The 19,928-nt window shown below is 59.6% G+C and carries 18 protein-coding genes, 1 pseudogene and 1 riboswitch; of the genes and pseudogenes, 14 read left to right on the top strand and 5 right to left on the bottom strand.

What is annotated here, in order from left to right:
* Positions 1-5: 5 nt before the first annotated feature.
* The 6 genes from V8J85_RS12230 (at position 6) to aroA (ending at position 6,602) form a co-directional block, all read left to right on the top strand.
* Positions 6-920, top strand: coding sequence for a transporter associated domain-containing protein (locus tag V8J85_RS12230; protein ID WP_445285900.1), 915 nt, complete (start codon positions 6-8; stop codon positions 918-920).
* Positions 913-2,412, top strand: coding sequence for an apolipoprotein N-acyltransferase (lnt, locus tag V8J85_RS12225; RefSeq protein WP_339954028.1), 1,500 nt, complete (start codon positions 913-915; stop codon positions 2,410-2,412). The genes V8J85_RS12230 and lnt overlap by 8 nt, the downstream gene beginning before the upstream one ends.
* A gap of 33 nt (positions 2,413-2,445) precedes the next feature.
* Positions 2,446-2,495, top strand: a riboswitch (SAM-SAH riboswitch).
* 7 nt (positions 2,496-2,502) lie between these two features.
* Positions 2,503-3,684 carry a methionine adenosyltransferase gene (gene metK, locus V8J85_RS12220; protein ID WP_339954027.1) on the top strand — a complete coding sequence of 394 codons (1,182 nt, stop codon included), beginning with the start codon at positions 2,503-2,505 and terminating at the stop codon, positions 3,682-3,684.
* A 55-nt stretch (positions 3,685-3,739) separates the two neighbouring features.
* Positions 3,740-4,393 carry a hypothetical protein gene (locus V8J85_RS12215; protein WP_339954026.1) on the top strand — a complete coding sequence of 218 codons (654 nt, stop codon included), beginning with the start codon at positions 3,740-3,742 and terminating at the stop codon, positions 4,391-4,393.
* 40 nt (positions 4,394-4,433) lie between these two features.
* Entirely contained in the window at positions 4,434-5,147 is a 714-nt protein-coding gene (gene trmB / locus V8J85_RS12210) for a tRNA (guanine(46)-N(7))-methyltransferase TrmB (RefSeq protein ID WP_339954025.1), read from the top strand.
* 105 nt (positions 5,148-5,252) lie between these two features.
* Positions 5,253-6,602 carry a 3-phosphoshikimate 1-carboxyvinyltransferase gene (gene aroA / locus V8J85_RS12205; protein ID WP_339954024.1) on the top strand — a complete coding sequence of 450 codons (1,350 nt, stop codon included), beginning with the start codon at positions 5,253-5,255 and terminating at the stop codon, positions 6,600-6,602.
* A 130-nt stretch (positions 6,603-6,732) separates the two neighbouring features.
* On the opposite strand, the pseudogene bchE reads toward aroA, so the two are convergent.
* Positions 6,733-8,067 (bottom strand): annotated as a pseudogene (gene bchE / locus V8J85_RS12200) (magnesium-protoporphyrin IX monomethyl ester anaerobic oxidative cyclase); the annotation flags it as partial.
* A 66-nt stretch (positions 8,068-8,133) separates the two neighbouring features.
* Here bchE and V8J85_RS12195 point away from each other — a divergent pair.
* Complete coding sequence (locus V8J85_RS12195) at positions 8,134-8,751, top strand: (d)CMP kinase (protein ID WP_339954023.1); 618 nt, start codon at positions 8,134-8,136, stop codon at positions 8,749-8,751.
* Between the two features lie 123 nt (positions 8,752-8,874).
* Complete coding sequence (locus V8J85_RS12190; protein WP_339954022.1) at positions 8,875-9,393, top strand: hypothetical protein; 519 nt, start codon at positions 8,875-8,877, stop codon at positions 9,391-9,393.
* A gap of 36 nt (positions 9,394-9,429) precedes the next feature.
* Here V8J85_RS12190 and V8J85_RS12185 read toward each other — a convergent pair whose 3' ends face one another.
* The gene (locus V8J85_RS12185) at positions 9,430-9,993 is read right to left on the bottom strand and encodes a hypothetical protein (protein ID WP_339954021.1); all 564 of its coding nucleotides are present in this window, start codon (positions 9,991-9,993) and stop codon (positions 9,430-9,432) included.
* Between the two features lie 63 nt (positions 9,994-10,056).
* On the opposite strand from V8J85_RS12185, the gene V8J85_RS12180 reads away from it, so the two are divergent.
* The 3 genes from V8J85_RS12180 to V8J85_RS12170 all read left to right on the top strand — a co-directional run bounded on the left by V8J85_RS12180 (position 10,057) and on the right by V8J85_RS12170 (position 11,890).
* Positions 10,057-10,674: a CatA-like O-acetyltransferase gene (locus V8J85_RS12180; protein ID WP_339954020.1), complete on the top strand. Its 618-nt coding sequence runs from the start codon at positions 10,057-10,059 to the stop codon at positions 10,672-10,674.
* Positions 10,675-10,750: 76 nt separating this feature from the next.
* On the top strand, positions 10,751-11,080 hold the full coding sequence (locus V8J85_RS12175; RefSeq protein ID WP_339954019.1) for a hypothetical protein: 330 nt from the start codon (positions 10,751-10,753) through the stop codon (positions 11,078-11,080).
* 12 nt (positions 11,081-11,092) lie between these two features.
* Positions 11,093-11,890 carry a DUF2145 domain-containing protein gene (locus V8J85_RS12170; RefSeq protein ID WP_339954018.1) on the top strand — a complete coding sequence of 266 codons (798 nt, stop codon included), beginning with the start codon at positions 11,093-11,095 and terminating at the stop codon, positions 11,888-11,890.
* Between the two features lie 33 nt (positions 11,891-11,923).
* On the opposite strand, the gene V8J85_RS12165 is transcribed toward V8J85_RS12170, so the two are convergent.
* Both V8J85_RS12165 and V8J85_RS12160 read right to left on the bottom strand, forming a co-directional pair.
* Positions 11,924-12,844, bottom strand: a complete 921-nt coding sequence (locus tag V8J85_RS12165) for a type IV pili methyl-accepting chemotaxis transducer N-terminal domain-containing protein (RefSeq protein ID WP_339954017.1) — start codon at positions 12,842-12,844, stop codon at positions 11,924-11,926.
* Between the two features lie 72 nt (positions 12,845-12,916).
* Positions 12,917-14,497 (bottom strand): phosphate ABC transporter substrate-binding/OmpA family protein, encoded by a 1,581-nt coding sequence (locus V8J85_RS12160; protein WP_339954016.1) that lies wholly within the window; start codon positions 14,495-14,497, stop codon positions 12,917-12,919.
* A gap of 443 nt (positions 14,498-14,940) precedes the next feature.
* On the opposite strand from V8J85_RS12160, the gene V8J85_RS12155 reads away from it, so the two are divergent.
* The 3 genes from V8J85_RS12155 (at position 14,941) to V8J85_RS12145 (ending at position 17,986) form a co-directional block, all read left to right on the top strand.
* Positions 14,941-16,005, top strand: coding sequence for a DoxX family protein (locus V8J85_RS12155; RefSeq protein ID WP_339954015.1), 1,065 nt, complete (start codon positions 14,941-14,943; stop codon positions 16,003-16,005).
* Positions 16,002-16,448 (top strand): hypothetical protein, encoded by a 447-nt coding sequence (locus V8J85_RS12150; protein WP_339954014.1) that lies wholly within the window; start codon positions 16,002-16,004, stop codon positions 16,446-16,448. The genes V8J85_RS12155 and V8J85_RS12150 overlap by 4 nt, the downstream gene beginning before the upstream one ends.
* Positions 16,449-16,567: 119 nt before the next feature.
* A complete protein-coding gene (locus tag V8J85_RS12145) occupies positions 16,568-17,986 on the top strand; it encodes a DUF1963 domain-containing protein (RefSeq protein ID WP_339954013.1) in 1,419 nt (472 codons plus the stop codon).
* Positions 17,987-18,049: 63 nt separating this feature from the next.
* Here V8J85_RS12145 and rpsA read toward each other — a convergent pair whose 3' ends face one another.
* A complete protein-coding gene (gene rpsA / locus V8J85_RS12140) occupies positions 18,050-19,756 on the bottom strand; it encodes a 30S ribosomal protein S1 (RefSeq protein WP_339954189.1) in 1,707 nt (568 codons plus the stop codon).
* Between the last annotated feature and the right edge of the window lie 172 nt (positions 19,757-19,928).

Here is a 19,928-nt window from a genome sequence, read left to right as displayed (position 1 = left end):
CGGGCGTGAATGCCCCCATAGGTAAGGAAACGATGGGCGATACCGGCGACGGTTCTTCTGTGGCAGCGCAAGGCGCGCCGCAGGACCAGACATCTCAGAAGCAGGGTCTTTTGGCCCGCCTTCGGAATACATTGCTTTCACAATCCAACGGCGACCTTGATGAACCCGCCCCGCTGAGCACCCAGAACGGCCCGGTGCCGATGCTGGGCATGCTTAACCTGCGGCGCATGCGGGTCGAGGACGTGGCCGTCCCCAAGACTGATATCGTCGCCGTTCCTGTCACGGTGACCAAGGATGAACTGGTCGAAACTTTCCGCGACAGCGGGCTGACTCGGTTGCCGGTTTACGATGGCACGCTCGATACGCCGATCGGGATCGCCAACCTCAAGGACTTTGCCCTGCGTCATGGTTTCGACAGCAACGGGGCCGACCTGGACCTGCGCGACATGCTGCGCCCGCTTCTGTTCGTGCCGCCGTCGATGCCGCTGGGTGTGCTTTTGCAAAAGATGCAGGCGGAACGGCTGCATATGGCGCTGGTCATCGACGAATATGGTGGCACCGATGGCCTTGTCACCATCGAGGACCTGATCGAACAGGTCGTGGGCGAGATCGAGGATGAACACGACATCGAAGAGGCCAAAAGCTGGGTCGAGGAAAAGCCCGGTGTCTTTATGGCCCAGGCTCGGACCGATCTGGATGATTTCGAGGCCGAGATCGGGATGGACCTGACCGCACACGACGATATCGACGAGGAAGAAGTCGATACGCTTGGTGGTCTTGTCACCATGCTGGCCGGGCACCTGCCGGCGCGGGGTGAGATCATCATGCACCCCGATGGCCCCGAATTCGAGGTTGTCGATGCCGATCCGCGCCGGATCAAACGGCTGCGGGTCTGTCTGAACCAGGGCAAAGATGGATAAGGTCCTGACGCGGGCCGCAGGCTGGTCGCGTTTCGCCCGGTTTGCCGTGCTGGCGGCATGTGGGGTGGTGGCCGGTCTTGGTCAGGCCCCCTTGGATATGTGGCCTGCAACAATAGTGGCAGTCGCTCTTGTGTTCATTGTCCATGACCGCAGCATCGACCCGCGCCAGGCCGCATTTCACATCTGGGCCTTTGGGGTCGGATATTTCGGTTTCAGCCTGCGCTGGATTGTCGAACCGTTTCTTGTGGACATCGCGCGCCATGGTTGGATGGCGCCTTTCGCGATCATGCTGATGGCCGGCGGTGCTGCGTTTTTCTGGGCCATGGCGGGCTATGCTGCCAAGCGCCTCGCGCCGCGGAACATGCTGTTTTTCGGGATGGCGATCGTCGCCGTCGAAGTCATCCGGTCACTGATCCTGACCGGCTTTCCATGGGCGCTGCTTGGTCATGTCTGGATCAGCACCCCAGTTGCGCAGATGGCGGCCTTTGGCGGGCCACACCTTTTGACACTTTTGACGATCATGACGGCATGGGCCGTGGTGCAGTTGGTGGTTGGTCGGCGGATCATCGGCGGGGCGTTTTTGGTGGGGCTGGTCGCCGCGGCGCTCATCCTCCGTCCCGGGTCGCCGCCCGAGCGGGTCGCAGATGCGCCGACGGTTCGTATTGTTCAACCAAACGCGCCACAACACCAGAAATGGGACCCGGTCTATCGCGATATCTTTGTTCAAAGGCTTTTGGACTATTCCGCCGCGGGGGAGGTTCCCGACCTTGTGGTTTGGCCCGAAACGGCCATGCCGACGCTGCTGAACTATATCGAGGACGAGTTGAGCATACTGGCTGACGCCGCCCGCGGCGCGCCATTGATTTTCGGAATCCAGCGGCAAAGCCCAGAAGGCGATTTTTTCAACAGCTTTGTCGTGCTGGATGGTGGCGGGCAGATCAGCGATCTTTACGACAAGACCCACCTTGTCCCGTTCGGTGAATATGTGCCCGGTGGCGATATCCCGGGGCGGTTGGGTTTTGCAGGGCTTGCGGACCGGTTTGGCGGTGGCTTCACCTCCGGCGACGAAACGGCGATGGTGCAGGTGCCTGGCATCGGGTGGGCCATCCCCCTGATCTGCTACGAAGGCATCTTTGCCGAGGAAATCAGCCGCCCCGGCGATCGCCCCAGGATGATGGTGTTGATCACAAATGATGCATGGTTCGGGCAGGCGGCGGGGCCATATCAGCACCTTGCGCAGGCGCGGCTGCGTGCGATCGAGCAGGGATTGCCGATGATCCGGGCGGCGAATACCGGTGTCAGCGCGATGATCGACGCGCAGGGGCGGGTGCTGCAATCCATCCCGCTGGGCCAAGAGGGGGCCATCGACATCGCGTTGCCACCGCAAGGGCCCCAGCCGCTATATGCCCGTACCGGCGAACTGCCGGTGATCGTATTGCTTTCGATCCTCGCCCTCAGCGTGTTTGCTGCCGGTCGTCGCGTTAGTGATTGACCTCTTCCATCGCAGCGCCTAGAGGGGATGATAGGCCTGTCACAACGGCTTCCTGGCGTGACAGCACAATCTCTAATGGAGCACATCCCCATGGCAAGAAAAGACTATATCTTCACCTCGGAATCCGTGTCCGAGGGGCACCCTGACAAGGTCTGTGACCGTATTTCCGATGCCGTTCTGGACGCATTTCTTGCCGAAGAGCCCGAGGCGCGCGTGGCCTGCGAGACTTTCGCGACGACCGATCGTGTGGTCATCGGGGGCGAGGTCGGATTGGCCGATCGGGCCAAGCTCAAGGATTACATGGGCAAGATCGACCAGATCGCCCGCGAATGCATCAAGGATATCGGTTACGAGCAGGACAAATTCCACCACGCGACCTGCGAAATCACCAACCTGCTGCATGAACAGTCCGCCCATATCGCGCAAGGTGTCGATGCAAGTGCCGACAAGGAAGAGGGCGCTGGCGACCAGGGCATCATGTTCGGTTATGCCACGACCGAAACGGACGCGCTGATGCCTGCGCCGATCCAATACGCGCATGCGATTCTACGCCGTCTGGCCGAGGCCCGCAAATCGGGCGCCGAACCAACGCTGCGCCCCGACGCGAAAAGCCAGATTTCGCTGCGTTACGTGGATGGGAAGCCGGTCGAGGCGACCTCGATCGTGCTATCGACTCAACACAGCGACGAGACCCAGACAAGCGACGATATCCGCGCGATCGTGGAACCTTACATCCACGAGGTCCTGCCCGACGGCTTCATCACCGACAAGACCGAATGGTGGGTTAACCCGACCGGCATTTTCGTGATCGGTGGCCCGGATGGCGATGCGGGCCTGACGGGGCGCAAGATCATCGTGGACACGTACGGCGGTGCCGCACCCCATGGTGGTGGCGCATTTTCGGGCAAGGACCCGACAAAGGTAGACCGGTCCGCGGCCTATGCCGCACGCTATCTTGCCAAGAACGTCGTGGCCGCTGGCATGGCCGACCGCTGCACGATCCAGCTGAGCTATGCGATCGGGGTGGCAAAACCGTTGTCGATCTATGCCGATACGCATGGGACAGGTGAGGTCAGACCGGCGGATATCGAAAAGGCGGTCGCACAGGTCATGGACCTGACCCCGCGCGGGATCCGCAGCCATCTGGGCTTGAACAAGCCGATTTATGAGCGCACGGCGGCCTATGGCCACTTTGGACGGATGCCGACCGAGGATGGCGGGTTCAGCTGGGAACGGACGGACCTTGTGGATGCGCTGAAGCGCGCTGTTTGATTGAGGGAAGGTGGGTTGAAACCCACCTGACGCGCTGACGCCGCGGGAGATCGGTATGAAACGTATTGTTCGACTGGCCGTCATCCTGATCGCCCTGGCGACCAATGCAGCCGCCCAAAAGCATAGCGCGGCCGAAGCGCCGCCGACCGGCAAATTCGCGCTGATGGGCGCAACCCTCATCTACAACAGCGACAATGCGACCGGCGATGCCCATCAAGAGATCGAAGGGCCCGATATCGATGAATTGCGCGCGCTGCTGCGCCGACATTCAAACATCCGGACCTTGCAACTGACCAGTTCCGGCGGGCGCGTCTGGGCCGGAAACGAAATGGCGCGGATCGTTCTGGACCATGCGCTCGACACCCGGGTCGAGGTCGAATGCAGCAGTTCCTGCGTGACGATCTTCCTGGCCGGAGATCGCCGCCAGATGACGAAAGGATCACGGATCGGTTTCCACCAGACCACCTGGTCGACCAACGGGCTAAGGTCCTACTACAAGAATTGGCGCGAAGACGAAAACTGGCGGACGCCGTTTGATTTCGGGTCGTGGATTTATCAGGACACGCAGCACGAAACGGCAGAGCATCTGCGGTACATGATCGATCGTGGCGTGGACCCGCTATTCGCGATCGAGACCAAGATGGCGCGGCCGGAAATGTGGTTTCCGACGCGGCAAGAGTTGGAAACGGCGGGCGTTCTGCGCGATTGAGGAATTGCGCCACCGCAAGCGCCTTGGTAATCCGCCGCCCATGAGCAAGGACAACCATCCCAGCGGCGCACCCTGGCGCAATTTCTATGGCCGTATTCACGGCAAGGGCCTGCGGCAAAGCCAGAAAGACTATATGGAAAATGATCTGGCGGATTTGTCGCCGGGGCCGGTGGGTTGGGATGAGAACCCGGAGCGGACACCGATCGATCTGGATGGGCTGTTCGATGGCAAAGAGGTCTGGCTTGAGATCGGGTTCGGTGCGGGCGAGCATCTGGTGCATGTGGCCGAAACCTACCCGGACATCGGTTTGATCGGGTGTGAGCCTTACATCAACGGCGTCGCGACCCTGCTCGGCAAAATTCGCAAGGCTGGCGTGCGTAACCTGGCCGTGCATCCCGGTGATGTGCGTGATCTGTTCGATGTCCTGCCCGATGGATCGGTCGCCAAGGTATTCCTCAACTACCCTGATCCCTGGCCGAAAAAGCGCCACCATCGGCGCCGGTTCGTGACACCCGAACATCTGGAACCGCTGTCACGGGTGATGGCGCATGGCGCGGAACTGCGTGTTGCCACGGATATCCCGGATTATGTCCGCCAGACACTGGAGCAGGTGCCGCGACATGGCTTTGACTGGCTGGCAGAGCGCCCTGCCGACTGGCGAGAGCCTTGGGCGGATTGGTTTTCGACCCGCTATGAGCAAAAGGCACTGCGGGAAGGGCGGGTGCCACATTATCTGACGTTTCGCAAGCGGTGAAGTTGCGCTGCCTCCGGCGGGGGTATTTTTGGCCAAAAGAGGGTGAGGCATGGACCCTGTTTCGGCGCTGCGTTAAGAGGCGAGCGCAACTGAAGGAAGCGCCCTATGTCCGGCCACGGCACACCGATCCCCATGACATCCCGCCCTTGTGGCCCACTCAGGGGAACGGCCAAGGTACCCGGGGACAAGTCGATTTCTCACCGGTCCTTGATCCTCGGCGCATTGACCGTAGGCGAGACCCGGATCACGGGGTTGCTGGAAGGCGAAGACGTGCTGGACACCGCCAAGGCGATGCGTGCGTTTGGAGCCACGGTGACGGATCATGGCGATGCTGAATGGTCGGTTCAGGGTGTCGGCGTCGGTGGTTTCGCCGAGCCGGATCAGGTGATCGATTGCGGCAATTCCGGCACGGGCGTCCGGTTGATCATGGGGGCGGCGGCGACCTCGCCGATTACGGTGACCTATACGGGCGATGCGTCGTTGAACGGGCGGCCAATGGCGCGTGTGACCGATCCGCTCACCTTGTTCGGGACGCAGTCTTATGGCCGCGAGGGTGGTCGCCTGCCGATGACCGTTGTCGGAGCGGCTGATCCGATCCCCGTGCGCTATACGGTGCCGGTGCCCTCGGCCCAGGTAAAATCGGCCGTGTTGCTGGCCGGGCTGAATGCACCGGGCCAAACGGTTGTGATCGAGAAAGAGGCGACCCGCGATCACACCGAACGGATGCTGCGCGGGTTTGGCGCGACCCTGACCGTCGAAGAGACCGAAGAAGGCCGGGTGATCACGCTTGAGGGTCAGCCGGAACTGACACCGCAGGATATCGTCGTTCCGCGCGATCCGTCCTCGGCCGCGTTTCCCGTTTGCGCGGCATTGATCGTGCCGGGTTCGGATGTGCTGGTGCCGAATATCGGCCTGAACCCGACACGGGCCGGTCTGTTCACCACGCTACAAGAGATGGGGGCTGATCTGACCTTTGAGAACCAGCGCGAAGAGGGTGGCGAACCTGTTGCTGACCTCCGCGCCCGGTTCTCGCCTCATCTGAAGGGCATCGCGATACCGCCGGAACGTGCGGCAAGCATGATTGATGAATATCCTGTCTTGTCCGTCGTCGCAGCGTTTGCCGAGGGTGTGACGGACATGCAGGGCGTCAAGGAATTGCGCGTCAAGGAAAGCGACCGGATCGATGCCATGGCCAAGGGGCTGCGTGCGGCGGGCGTCGCTGTCGATGAAGGTCCCGACTGGTGGAAAGTGACCGGGCTGGGCCACGGCAATGTGCCCGGCGGCGCGACCGTTTCAAGCGAATTGGACCACCGGATCGCGATGGCCTTCATGGTCATGGGGATGGCGACGCAGAAGCCGATGCGCGTTGATGACGGGTCCCCGATTGCGACGTCTTTCCCGATTTTCGAGACGCTGATGGCTGATCTAGGGGCGCAGATCGTACGGGCGAACTAAGCGCCTGTTCGGGGAGCTGTGCGGCGCCCAGAAAGGCCGCGACGCTCATGACGGGCCGCCTGCTGCGGCGCAGCCACTCCCATGTCTCACGCAGGACGACACGGCGGCCCATGTGGGTATACCATTGCATCGCGTGGCGGATATCTGGATCGGGGTGCAGGTAATTGCGCCAAAGCGCCTTGGGCCGCAGCTGCAAGCATATCTCGATCAGTTTGACCCAGAGAAAGACGCGCCACGCCGGGACGGCGGGGACCGCCATAACCTGATGTTTGTAGTCCCATTTGCGCTGGTCTGTTTCGATGACCTGTCGGTCCTTGACGGTTTCAAAGAACGGGGTCCAGCGGTGCGGGGTGGCATAGATCGACATGACCTGATCGGGATCATAAGCCAGTAGGTGCCTGAGAAGGCGCCAGTAATCGCGATCCGTTTCCTCAGCGAAGCCGATGGCGAAAGTGCAAAGCCCGATCATGCCATGCGCGCGCAGCAGATCGATCGCCTGCCGATCCTTCGCCCGGCTACCGCCCTTTTTGACCGTGCTCAGTGTCGTTTCGTCCGGGCCTTCGAGGCCCATAAGAAACCGCAGGCACCCGGCTTTCTTGTAGAGATGCAGGATATCGGCATCGCGCACGATATCATCGGCGCGGGTGCTGCCGATGATCTGGACGGGTACATTTTCGGCAATCATCGCCTCGAGAAACGCACGCCATGCTTTGGGCGAAGTTGTCGGATTTTCGTCGGCGAGATTGACCATTTCAACCCCGTATTCGCGATGAAGCCAGGCGATTTCCGCGGCGAATTTCACCGGGTCGCGATGCCGCCATTTCGTCCAGAACCCCCGCTGGCCGCAATAGGTGCACAGGTGCGGGCAACCACGCGAAAACTGCATGATCACGGCCCGCTTGCCGCCCCAATAGCTGTGTTTGGCTAAGTCGATCAATTCCCAACCGATACGGTAGGCGTCGAGATCGGCGATCATCGGGGCGTGAGCCGTGGCATGTGGTACACCATCGCGGCGATAAGCGATGCCATTGATGCCGCTCAGATTTCCGCCCAGGGCCGTGATCAGTTTTGGTGTGGTCGCCTCGCCCTCACCACGGACGATGACATCAATCGCGGGACAGTCTTTCAGGATATCCCGCCAATGATAGGTAGGGTAGACGCCGCCGTAGATAATGGTCACGTCGGGCATCGCCGTCTTGATCTTGCGCGCCAGCGTGACAACCGTGGGATGGGCCGAGGTGGACCCGGAATGCCCGATCAGAAGGACGTCAGGGCGGCTGTCGCGGACCGCCCGCAGGATCTGGGCAGGTGCCATCGGTTCAAGATCGGCATTCACCAACTGGACGGCGTGGCCTGCATCGATCAGCGGTCCGCCGACGCATAACAGGCCGTATGGCGGCAGATTTTCGCGTGGAACGCGGCTGCCGATCGATGTATGCGGGGGGTGCAGAAGGGTGATGCGCATGGGGCCTCCGTTTAGATGGATGGCCAGTAACTATCTGGCGGATCTGTAGTTTTTTGGGAGAGATAGGTGAGCTTTACGGTGGCGATCGATGGGCCGGCGGCGGCGGGGAAGGGGACAATTTCCAAGGCGGTCGCGGCGCATTTCGGGTTTGCGCATCTGGATACAGGCCTGCTTTATCGCGCCGTTGGCGCCAAGGTTTTAGCTGGGGCTGAGCCTATTGCAGCGGCCCGCGCGCTAGACCCGGTCGATCTGGAAAGCGACGATTTGCGCACACCTGCGGTCGCGCAGGCGGCGAGCGAAGTTGCCGTGAATGCGGGCGTTCGTGCGGAACTCATTGAATTTCAAAGAAAATTTTCTATGCGACCAGAGGGCGCCGTGTTGGATGGTCGCGATATCGGGACAGTAATCTGCCCGGACGCGGATGTGAAACTGTTCGTGACCGCTAGCGCGGAGTGCAGGGCGGAGCGGCGGTTCAAAGAGTTGAATGGTAAAGGCCATGACGTGCCTTATGAACAGGTCTTGGCGGACGTCAAAGCCCGCGATGCGCGCGACAGCGGGCGGGCCACGGCGCCTTTGATCGCGGCGTATGATGCGGTGACGATCGACACGTCGGACATGACGATCGATGCGGCCGTATCGGCGGCGATCGGGGCTGTCGAACGGGCGAAAAACGCGATCGGATAATCGTCGGAATTCTATCGGAATTCCATCGGACCCCGGCGCGCGTTGATTGTAGCAATTCTTCACCAAAGGTTGCCTAGGTGATTGGGCGCAATCGGGGCTAATGTGTCTGAAAGGAGTTTTGCCATGATCCGTATCCTCGCCCTTGTCACGCTGTTGATCCCCGCAAGCCTGCCCGCCCAAGAGGCAGAGCCGCATATGACCATCGGACGCATGGCCGAGATCGTCTTTGCGCTGGACCCTGAAGCACGGGTCGCTGGCCCCGGTTTCGAGTTCACCATTGACGATATCCCCGTCCTGATCGTTACCGACGTCCGCGCCAACCGGATGCGGGCGATGGTGCCTATCCGGTCGTCTGACGGGATGGATGCCGAAGAGCTGATGCGCGTGATGCAAGCCAATTTCGACAGTGCGCTCGACGCCCGCTATGCAGTGGCCAATGGACGGTTGTGGGGGGTGTTCATTCATCCTTTCGTCGAATTGGAAAAGGATCAGCTGATCTCGGGTCTGGCACAGACCGTCAATATCGCGAAGACTTATGGCACGCTTTACACGGGCGGTGCCGTGCAATTCGGCACCGGCGATAGCGACGATTTGCAAAGGCAGTTGATCGAGGACCTTCTGGAGAAGGGTCAGGACATCTGAATAATATTTAGCTTAAGTGCTAAGTTATTTGCATTGTCAACCACGTCGCGCATCTGGTTGAAAATGCAGCCAGAATGTGAATGGCCACACAGCCCAGAATCCGATACCGGCCAAATGATCTGACATCGATCCATCTGGTCCGATATGCACGATATGCCGGATGCGACCGGTATCGAAGGCCGTGTCGATCACCCATTGGGCTGGCAGATCGGGGATGATCAGCTGGTAGAATGCGTAGAATGCTTGTGGCGACAACGAATAGATCGCGCCGAACATCAGAAGACCTGTCGCGATATCTATGGGCAGCGCGATCATGCGTGGCCAGCCAAGGCTGAAGAGCGCGCGGGTTTTGGCGGATATCATCAGGAAAATCGCAAGGATGCCGGACGTGGCGATAGCGACGACACCGGCCCGGCCGGACGGGCCAAGGGTCCAGAAACTGTCCTTTGGATAGCCCGCCAAGGCGGCGTGCCAAAATGGTGGGGTGGCAAGCATGACCGCAAAAAGCGCCGCCGGGATCAGCCATAGGGTGTGATGGGATCCACGCCGGACCCAAACGACCCAAAGTGCGGCAGTCAGAAAAGCGAGGATATTGATCAATCGCGGCTACCTTTCCGGCATCTTCGCCCTAGACTGAGCGGGCCGATAGGGGATGATAAGTGCATGGCATATACGATCGTCGATCTGAAGACGTGGGCGCGGGCCGAACAGTTCCGGTTTTTCCGGACTTATGAAAAACCGCATTATGCGGTGACGTCGCGATTGGATGTCAGCCATATTCTGTCACGCAAGGCCGCCGGTGTGTCGACCTACCGTGCCTGCCTTTACGCGATCGGTGCGGGGATCCATGCGGTGCCTGAATTGTGCATGCGTTTTCGTAGTGATCAGGTTGTGCTGCATGATGGTGTGGAATTGTCGATGACCGTGCCGACCAAGGCGGGCAGTTTCAATTATGCCTATGTGCCGTTCGATCCGGATTTCGCGATGTTCGACGCGCGGGCTACGGATATGATCGCGCAAGCGGCCGAGAGTGGTGGCCTTGCCGCCAATAGCGGCGCGCGTGATGATGTGGCCTACCTGTCCTGCCTGCCATGGCTTGACTATACCGCGATCAATAATGCGTTGCCGGGACGGGACGATTGCATCCCGCGGGTGTCATGGGGAAAATTCACGGATCACGAGGATATGGCGATGACGCTGGAGGTGCACCATGCGCTGGTCGACGGGGCGCAGGTGGGGGCGTATTTCAACGCCGTTCAGGCTGCGCTCGACAGTATTTGAACAAAGTTCACAAAATCATTGACGGGAATCGATGAGCACGTTAATTCATGAGCATTGTTCATGAACGGAGATCATCATGCTTTTTCGCCCCATTCTATTAAGCCTTCTTGCCGTGGCTACCGTCACCCCTGCTTATGGCGGTCCCAGTGGCCGCCATTCAGCCAACGCAGTCGAATATAGCGGCCGCGCGGTCAGTGAAGGCGTCAGCGCGCTTGCAACGGGTGGTGCTGTCGTCAGTTCGGCGCCCATCATCGCATTCGGTTCGAGCGTCGCGATCACCGGATCGGCGCTGGAAGAGATCGGTAATGGTGCCCTTGATGTCGGCACGGCCCTATCCCGCGTAGGAACGGAAGGGTCGAACCCACAGCAGGATGCCGCCCCGAATGGCCCGCCGCGGTTGGACTAAAGGCGTGATCCGATGAGATATGTTTTCAGGTTTCTGGCTGTTCTTTGCCTCTGCCTGCCATTGACCGCCCGTGCGGGCAGTAGTGAGGCGGGAAACCCCGTTTTGCCGATCGATCAGGTCGCGACCTTTTCCAACCGGGTGCAACACGACCTTGCCTCGCGCGGGGTCCACGTGGCCATCGTCGGCCGGGTTGGGCGCGATCCGTCGCAGCTTCCGCGTGGCATTCGCTATACCCATATCGGCTTTTGGGTGTTTTCGAATGTGACCCGGGCCGATGGGAGCACGGGCACGGGGTATCGTGTCTATAACCTGTATCAGCGTGGCGACAACGCCAGCCGAAGCGAGCTGATCCAGGATAGCCCGGCCGATTTCTTTGCCGGTGCACATCGTTTCGATGCGGGTGTGATTATCCCCGACCGACGCTTGCAGGAAAAGCTGTTGCGTGTGATCGCGAGCCCGACCTACGCTGCGCTGCACAACCCCAGCTATTCCGTTTTGGCCAATCCCCGCGACGGGCGCTTCCAGAATTGTACCGAACATACGCTGGATGTGCTGATGGCGGCCGTCTATGGCACGTCCGATCGGTCGCAGATCAAGGCAAACATCGCCGCCCATTTCGCGCCGCAGGATATCCGGGTGGATGGGTTGCAGCGGTTGCTGGCACCTGCCGCATCGCGGGCGCTGACGACGGCGGACCACGGGGCGCAGGTTCGGACGGCGACATTCGGATCAATCGGACGCTTTATGCGGGCGCATGATCTGGCCGAGTCGGTTTACTACATCACGCCGGATCGCGTGATCAGCTATTGAAAAAAGGGGCGCCCGACCGGCGCCCCTTTTGCATCAGAGTTTGGAGTTCTTGTTGTACATGACCACCACGTTGTTCATCCGCGCCTCCATCCCGAGGAAGGCGAAGAACAGCTTTTGGCGGGTATCGTTATCAAGCGTCTCACCGGCAAGGGATTGGTCCAGATAGGGTTGGATCGCCGTCCATTCCTCGACCACGAATTGCAGACCGTCGGCGATCTGATCGGTCGGGGGCGGGCGGACGCCGACGCTGTCAAGACCGTTGCGCAGGGCCGAAAGCGTGTCGTCGAACAGCTTGATCGACGACTGCAGTTCTTCGCGCGCTTCGGTCGTGTTGATGCCGGATGCGATCAGGCAGACATCCTTGGACATCTTCGCCGAAAGCAGACGCTGCCGCGCGGCGAGATCGATCAGCAGTGCATCGGCATGCAGCAGGGCGACCGGATCGGCATATTGACCGGTGATTTCACTGACCAGAATGTTGGCGCTGCCCAAAAGCGGGTCGCTTTGATTGGCAAGTGTGGCGATCTGTGCGGCGTCTGCTGCGGCCACCTGCGTGTCGACCGCGCGGTCCAGAAGCGGGGTCCATGACGTATTCAGATCACCGATCACCTGCAGTGTCCGGGGTCGCGCCTCTTCACCCAGGATGCCGAAGCCGCGATTGCCGTACAGCAATGCTTCGCGGATGCGGCCGAATTGATCGGCCGAGATTTGCAGAACGGCATTGCTTTCGACGACCGAGATACCGGCGTCCAGATTGCAGGCCGATGCAATGATCCGCTGGCTCAGCGTGCCAAGCTGACCGGCAAGGTTGATACGTTCACTGCCGCCTACATCCTGACGGATGGTTTGGGCGGATGTACCGGTGGCCAGGGTCAGGCCAAGAACGAATGCCATTGTTGCTTTGGCAACGGTGGCAAAGCCCGTGCCGGGACGGGGGGAGCTATTATCAGACATACTCTTTCCTTTGAACGGAATGGCCCGGGCTTTGTGGCCCGGGCCAAGGATAATCTTCAGATATGGGTCAGCTTATGCTGGCGACTTGATCCAGACTTCGACGCGGCGGTTGATCCGGCGGCCGTTCTCGGTCGCGTTACACCCGGACGGGGCAATCTCACCGAAGCCGGCGGAAGAGAAACGGATGTTCGACAGGCGGTTGTCGGCAAACGCCAGCAACTGGTTCGTCACCTCTGCCGAACGGCGCTTGGACAGGTCCAGATTGCTTTCGAAGCGGCCGACCTCGTCGGTGAAGCCGACCAGTACGACCTCGGTGCCTGCAGGCTGTTGGGACAGATAGTCGACCAGACGGTCACGGTCCACGATGCCGCGCTCGTCAAGCTGGGCCGAGCCGGTGCGGAAACGGAATGTGGTCGACAGGCGATCATGTTCCAGCATCTGCGACAGCATTTCACGCTTGAGGTTGGTTTCGAAGTTGTCGATGCCCGGCTGCAAAAGCACCTGGGACCGCGGATCTTCGATGTTCTGTTCGCGACGGTCCACGTTGAAGCCGATGAAACCGGCCTTGCGGATCACGCCATCCGCTTCGGCGGATGCGGCATAGTTCACAAAGTCCTGCCCCGGTGCCGACAATGTGTCACCGCGGGTATAAAGGAACAGGCGACGCTGCAGGCTGTATTCTTCGGTCTTGGCCGAAAATGCGTCCGGCTCTTCCACCAATCCACATTGGTTGATCACCTTCACGGCGTTCGCGCCACGCTGGAACGCATAGCTGACCACACCGATGGCACCCGGATTGTTGTTCACGAATTGCGGCACCTGGTTGCTGCTTTCGACGACTTCCGCGTTGGGTGTGACCTGAATGTCGGCACTGCCGAAGAAGCTGCCTTCGAAAGAGTCCGAGCGGTCAGCGCTGATATTGGCGATCACCACCTGAACCGGCAGATCAGGACCACCGACCTGAGACCAGTTCGAGACCGCGCCACTGTAGATGCCGAACAGCTGGCGCACATCAAGCGCCGGGATCGGGTTGTCGGGGTGCGTGATGACCACAAGACTATCGACCGCGATGATGTGTTCCTGCTGCGGGTCGACCATGTTCCCGGCACCATCGGCGCTAAGCGCGCGCGCCTCTTCGGGCTGAATCCGGCGGGTGGCCATGACGATTTCGCTGTCACCGCTCAGAAGGTTTTGGAAACCCTGCGTGGCGCTGCTGCCCGTTACCTCGACCGTGGCCAGATCATCGCCAAAACCCTGATCGCCGATCAGTTTTGCAACCAGTTGACCGTTCTGACCTGTGTTCCCGATTTCGGCCGCTGCGTCCTTGGACCCGGCATAACCTTCCAGCAACAATGGCATCATGCCGGTGGCGATTTCGTCGGAACCGGAAATCTTGAAATCGGCATCGCCTTGCGACAGGGCGGGGCAGGCGGCGCCCTCACAGCTGACCCGGGCGGCCGATACGCGCAACTCACCAAGCGCGGTGGCGATGACGTAAGAGTTGTCTTCGAAGGCGACGAAATCGCCTGTCATGTTGACCGTGCCGTCGCTTGACGTCAGACGGATTTCCTGCGCTTGGCCGCTGCCCGCCATGGCCAGCAAGCCAGCCAGCGTCAATGCTCCAAGTCGTTTCGCTTTCCCCAATGTCTTCATACGATTATCTCCATTTTCATATCGGCCATTCGCCGAACGATACGCGACCCTCTGGCCGATATGTTCACCAATCAAAACTCAGCCGTGGCTTTTTCCACTACGCTGGAACAACAACACGGAAATTGTGGGCAAATTACGGCAGAATTGTCGTCACCCAGCGGAACTATTTTGTCTCGAAACCAACAGAAATAGGGCGGACCGCATCGCTTCACCCAGGGTCAGGATGTCCTGACTTCTGCTCTGCAGCATTTTTCGGTTAACCTCAATTTATTAGAATAAGATGTTTTTAACCAGTGCCGTCGAACGCCGGGTCGCCCATATTTCAGGGTGTAAGCGGTGATCGGAATTTTCCGGCGGCGGGGTGGATGACAATCTGCGTCGGACGCGCCGTCAATACAAAATTGAATCAAAATCCATTTCATCCAGTTTCTGGAGTATGACCAATGCCTTTTCCCGTTTTGCCGCCCGCGCTGCAGCGCGCGGGTCTGACCGCTATACCTTTTTGCATCGTCGCCGGCGGGGCCGGTGCCCATGAGGCCTGGCTACTGACGCCCAACGAAATCGCGGAGCTGTCGAAGACCCCGATGCCGCCCTTGTTCACCAGCCATGTCGCTTTGGGGTTCGCGGCTTTCCTCGGATGTGCCGCCACCGGGGTCGCGCTGCATCTTGAGCGGGTCGTCAGCGTGTATGAAGATCGCCTCGCACCGATTTTCCGGCAGATCGCCGCCCCCTTTGGCCCGCTATTGCTGCGCATGGGGCTTGCCCTGATGCTGGTGCTGGCGGGTTTGGGCGGCCTGCCACGGCACGGCACGGCACCATGGACCACGCCGACATTGCTGGTTCCGGATATGCAACTGCCGCTGATCCCCGGTTGGGCGTTTTTGGCGATCGTGCAGATGGCAATCGGGGCGGCTTTGCTGTTGGGCCTGGCCACCCGGTTCGCCGCGGTCGCATTGATCGGATTGTCCTGTCTGGGCCTTGCCCTGTTTGGGGCGAAGTTTCTGTCTTACGCGCCGCATTTCATCGCGCCTGCCTTGATGCTGTTGGTATGGGGCGGTGGGGCATGGTCGGTCGACCGGGCCCTTGGTCTGCGCAGCAGGCTGGCCGCGCCTGACGCATTGGCCCCTGCCATCTGGCGGATCGCGCAGGTTCTGGTCGGGGCCGGGTTCATCTATCTGGCCGTGGCCTTCAAACTGACCCAGCCGACCCTGCTGATCGCCATCCTGCAACATGGTGAAATGCCGACCTTTGGCATGTCTTACCCGCTGATCGCGCTGGTCATGACGGGGGTCGAGATCATCTGTGGCGCCTTGTTGGTCGCCGGTCGTCTGATCCGCCCGGTTTCGGCAGTCATCATCGGGGCGATTACGTTTCTGGCTGTGACATTGGGCGAAACGCCGTTGTTCCACGCGAACCTGTATGCCGCGATGCTGGGTTTTGTCCTGATCGGTCGGGATTGGGTCCGGTCCCCTTCCGGCGTGGCAGGGATGCAGAGGGCGCTGGCATGAGACGGATCATTGCGTCGCCCCTCACGCTGATCGCCGCCCTGCTCAGCGGGCTGGCGGTTGCCGCCCCGGCCTACAACGCCGTCCAGGTCGCGCCACGGTCGGTTTTTCTGATCCTGCCGCGTGCCCAGCCCGAACCGACCGTGAGCTTGCGTGCGGTGCGGCGCGCCTCGGGCAACTGGGTCCTGTGGATCGATACGACGGATTTCCAGTTCACGACGATCTGCGTCGCCGAGGCCGGGGCCGTGCCGGTGGGCCACGCACATGTCATTCGGAACGGGATCAAGATCACCTCGGCCTACCATCCCGTCGTCGATCTGGGGCCCTTGCCGCCCGGAGAGCACCGGATCAGCGCCACGCTGCGGGGTCAGGACCACCGGGCGCTGCTGGGGCAGGGCGGTTTGCTGCAGGGTGAGATCACGATCCGGGTGCCGCGGCGGTTGTGAAGAGAACTCGGGTTAAGATCAATTCTGATCCAATGCGCCGTGTTTTTGTGATGCGCCGGTCAAACTACTGACGAAATCATCATGGATAGGATCCGGGTAAATCTGAGGTATCGAGTCAAATGCCCGAAACTAAGACCGACATCGTTCGACCAGCGATCACACTGAAAACCGAAAGTCTATCAACTGATACTGATTGGTCTGCACTGGTATTCGGCGGCGCGCCTAATTTGTCTCCCGAAGTTAACTGGCCCAGAGGCGATGACCGCGTCCCGCTACACTTTTTTGCGCAGTTTGATCTAAGCGATCTTCCGACAACATTTCGACAAAAGGAACATTTGTTCGAAATGCCAACACGACCCAATGGTGGTACGGTCTTTGTGTTCCTGCCGTTGACCGAAGATGGCCTTATCGCGGGTAAGCCTCCGGTCTTCCTTTTCCATGCAGGCGACACGCGAGAATTACCTCTGCGGCAACCTCCCGCTGATACACCTGAACTGAACGAGTTCGCTCAGATCGTCGATCTCGCCTCGATTTCTCCCTGCAAAAAGATGTTGAAGCGGCGCAAGATGATTGCCGAGACGTGTCTCACACATTTTGACGTAAATCCTCTCTTATTGAACATGCGTCGTGTGCTCAGCCCAGATGAGATGTACGAGCATGAGCGAGCCTATGCAGACGAACTTGCCGCATATGGCATCAAGATAGATGTGCCACTTCCGCGACCGGACGCCGCCCGTGAAGCGCTATTTGATAAAATGCCCCGACTAATGGCCAAACACGTGGAGAAGGGGCATTTCCAGTGGAGTTGGGAGTACATCTTTGAGGTATCCCGACGCATCGTTTTGAACCTGTACGATATGCCGATCAGAGAGATCGAGCGGCAGGTTGAGCGCGGCAATGACTCACCTCGGTACTTCCGATTCATCGAAAGGAAGATTGGCAAAAGGCGGCAGCAGGCTGACGTGATGTTCAACACAAGATCGAGTCTCTGGCATTGGCTATTCTTTAGAGACTTTTACACGCCTCCATTCAATTTGGGTATTGACCACGCTGCACTTCGCTGGATGCGATACGCAAAAATGCAGCGCGATCGTCCGCTTACTGAAGAAGTGAAAGAGGCGTTTGTTAGTTTCATATCGAGCATAGATCGCGAGGAGGCATTTGACGAAATTGCGGACCTAAGCGCGTTCTTTATCGTCAGTAACAATCGCTTCACGGGCTGGGACGTCCGCATGAAGGTTCAGGATGTGTTTTATGAACTCGCTGAAGACCGAAAGGATATGCATCCTGATAGACCAATAGCCTACGGCGTTAACTTCGGCCGTGATGAAGCGCTGCCACCGCAGTTGTTTGGGTTCGGTCATCTCATGCAGCACGCTGCCGAGAAGCATCTGGACAAAGTTCTTCTATTACAGTGCGAAGCGGACTGCGGCTTGGACTTCCGTCAGGTTAGCGGAATACTACAGTTTTGGATTGACGCAGATGATCTGGCAAATGCGCGCTTTGACAATATCATCACAACCCTCGAATGCACCTAATAAACAAAAAACCCCGTCGCAATCGCTTGCGGCGGGGCCAAATCTCAAACGCGCGGGCGTGACTTATTCGTCGCCCTTCAGCGCCGCACCAAGGATGTCACCCAAGGACGCGCCGGAGTCGGAGGAGCCGTACTGCTCAACCGCTTCCTTCTCTTCGGCGATTTCGCGGGCCTTGATGGACAGACCCAGCTTGCGGGTCTTGCTGTCGATGTTGGTCACACGCACGTCGACCTTGTCGCCGACGCCGAAACGTTCGGGGCGCTGTTCGGCACGATCGCGGGACAGGTCGGAGCGACGGATGAAGGATTTCGCACCTTCATAATCGACCTCGATGCCGCCATCTTCGATCTTGGTCACTTCGACCGTGATGATCGAACCGCGCTTCACGCCGCCAACGGCTTCGGCAAATGGATCGCCATCCAGCGCCTTGATCGAAAGCGAGATCCGCTCTTTCTCGACGTCCACTTCGGCAACCTTGGCCTTGACCACGTCACCCTTGCGGAAGTCACCGATCACGTCTTCGCCACGGCCTTCCCATGTCAGGTCAGACAGGTGCACCATACCGTCGATGTCGCCTTCAAGACCGATGAACAGACCGAACTCGGTGATGTTCTTGACCTCGCCTTCCACCTCAGTCCCTTCAGGGAACTGCTCGGCAAAGACTTCCCATGGGTTGCGCTGGGTCTGCTTGAGGCCAAGGGAAACGCGGCGCTTGGCCGAGTCGATCTCCAAGACCATGACTTCGACTTCTTGCGAGGTCGAAACGATCTTGCCCGGATGCACGTTCTTCTTTGTCCATGACATTTCAGAGACGTGGACCAGACCTTCAACACCGGCTTCCAGTTCGACAAATGCACCGTAATCGGTGATGTTGGTCACACGGCCCTGATGGACCGAACCCAGTGCGAATTTGGCTTCTACCGCATCCCACGGATCGTCCTGCAGCTGCTTCATGCCCAAGCTGATACGGTGGGTTTCCTTGTTGATCTTGATGACCTGCACCTTGATCGTTTCGCCGATCGACAGGATCTCGGACGGGTGGTTAACCCGGCGCCATGCCATGTCAGTCACGTGCAGCAGACCGTCAACACCGCCCAGGTCAACAAACGCACCGTATTCGGTGATATTCTTGACGACGCCGTCGACTTCCTGGCCTTCGGTCAGGTTGCCGATAACCTCGGCGCGCTGTTCGGCGCGAGATTCTTCGAGGATCGCACGGCGCGACACAACGATGTTGCCACGGCGACGGTCCATCTTCAAAATCTGGAATGGCTGCTTGAGACCCATCAGCGGGCCGGCGTCACGCACGGGGCGGACATCAACCTGAGAGCCGGGCAGGAACGCAACCGCGCCGCCAAGGTCCACGGTAAATCCACCCTTCACACGGCCAAAGATCGCGCCATCGACACGTTCTTCGTCGGCATAGGCTTTTTCCAGGCGGTCCCAGGCTTCCTCGCGGCGGGCCATTTCGCGTGAAATGACGGCTTCGCCCTTGGCGTTTTCAACCTGACGCAAGAACACTTCGACCGTGTCGCCCACAGCCAGTTCAGCGTCTTCACCAGGATTTGCGAATTCTTTAAGCTCGACGCGGCCTTCCATCTTGTAACCGACGTCGATGATGGCTTGGCCCGCTTCGATTGCGATGACCTTGCCTTTGACGACAGACCCTTCTTCGGGCGTGTCCATTTCGAAGCTTTCGTTCAGGAGGGCTTCGAATTCCTCCATCATGTTATCAGCCATGTGGCGTCGTTTTCCTAACGTTTGGTTTATACGGGCCGTGCGGTTGTCTCCGCCGGTCTTTTGGGTTGCGGTTTGGTCTGACACCGATACGGACGAAAAACATCAGGGCCGGTTGTTACCGACCCTGCTACAGTCTCACGCCCGCGCCTGTCCCGGCACTTCGACAGGGCGGCGTATAGGGCGCATAGGCCTGCTTTGCAAG

Origin of the sequence: Yoonia sp. 2307UL14-13, from assembly GCF_037572755.1 — a bacterium.
Lineage (GTDB): Bacteria > Pseudomonadota > Alphaproteobacteria > Rhodobacterales > Rhodobacteraceae > Yoonia.
Note: the sequence above shows the minus strand (reverse complement) of the source record. Positions and strands in the feature narration are given on the sequence as shown.

Coding starts and splice junctions, on each gene's coding strand:
- lnt (WP_339954028.1), top strand. CDS start 913: ATGGATAAGGTCCTGACGCGGGCCGCAGGCTGGTCGCGTTTCGCCCGG.
- metK (WP_339954027.1), top strand. CDS start 2,503: ATGGCAAGAAAAGACTATATCTTCACCTCGGAATCCGTGTCCGAGGGG.
- V8J85_RS12215 (WP_339954026.1), top strand. CDS start 3,740: ATGAAACGTATTGTTCGACTGGCCGTCATCCTGATCGCCCTGGCGACC.
- trmB (WP_339954025.1), top strand. CDS start 4,434: ATGAGCAAGGACAACCATCCCAGCGGCGCACCCTGGCGCAATTTCTAT.
- aroA (WP_339954024.1), top strand. CDS start 5,253: ATGTCCGGCCACGGCACACCGATCCCCATGACATCCCGCCCTTGTGGC.
- V8J85_RS12190 (WP_339954022.1), top strand. CDS start 8,875: ATGATCCGTATCCTCGCCCTTGTCACGCTGTTGATCCCCGCAAGCCTG.
- V8J85_RS12180 (WP_339954020.1), top strand. CDS start 10,057: ATGGCATATACGATCGTCGATCTGAAGACGTGGGCGCGGGCCGAACAG.
- V8J85_RS12175 (WP_339954019.1), top strand. CDS start 10,751: ATGCTTTTTCGCCCCATTCTATTAAGCCTTCTTGCCGTGGCTACCGTC.
- V8J85_RS12170 (WP_339954018.1), top strand. CDS start 11,093: ATGAGATATGTTTTCAGGTTTCTGGCTGTTCTTTGCCTCTGCCTGCCA.
- V8J85_RS12165 (WP_339954017.1), bottom strand. CDS start 12,844: ATGTCTGATAATAGCTCCCCCCGTCCCGGCACGGGCTTTGCCACCGTT.
- V8J85_RS12160 (WP_339954016.1), bottom strand. CDS start 14,497: ATGAAGACATTGGGGAAAGCGAAACGACTTGGAGCATTGACGCTGGCT.
- V8J85_RS12155 (WP_339954015.1), top strand. CDS start 14,941: ATGCCTTTTCCCGTTTTGCCGCCCGCGCTGCAGCGCGCGGGTCTGACC.
- V8J85_RS12150 (WP_339954014.1), top strand. CDS start 16,002: ATGAGACGGATCATTGCGTCGCCCCTCACGCTGATCGCCGCCCTGCTC.
- V8J85_RS12145 (WP_339954013.1), top strand. CDS start 16,568: ATGCCCGAAACTAAGACCGACATCGTTCGACCAGCGATCACACTGAAA.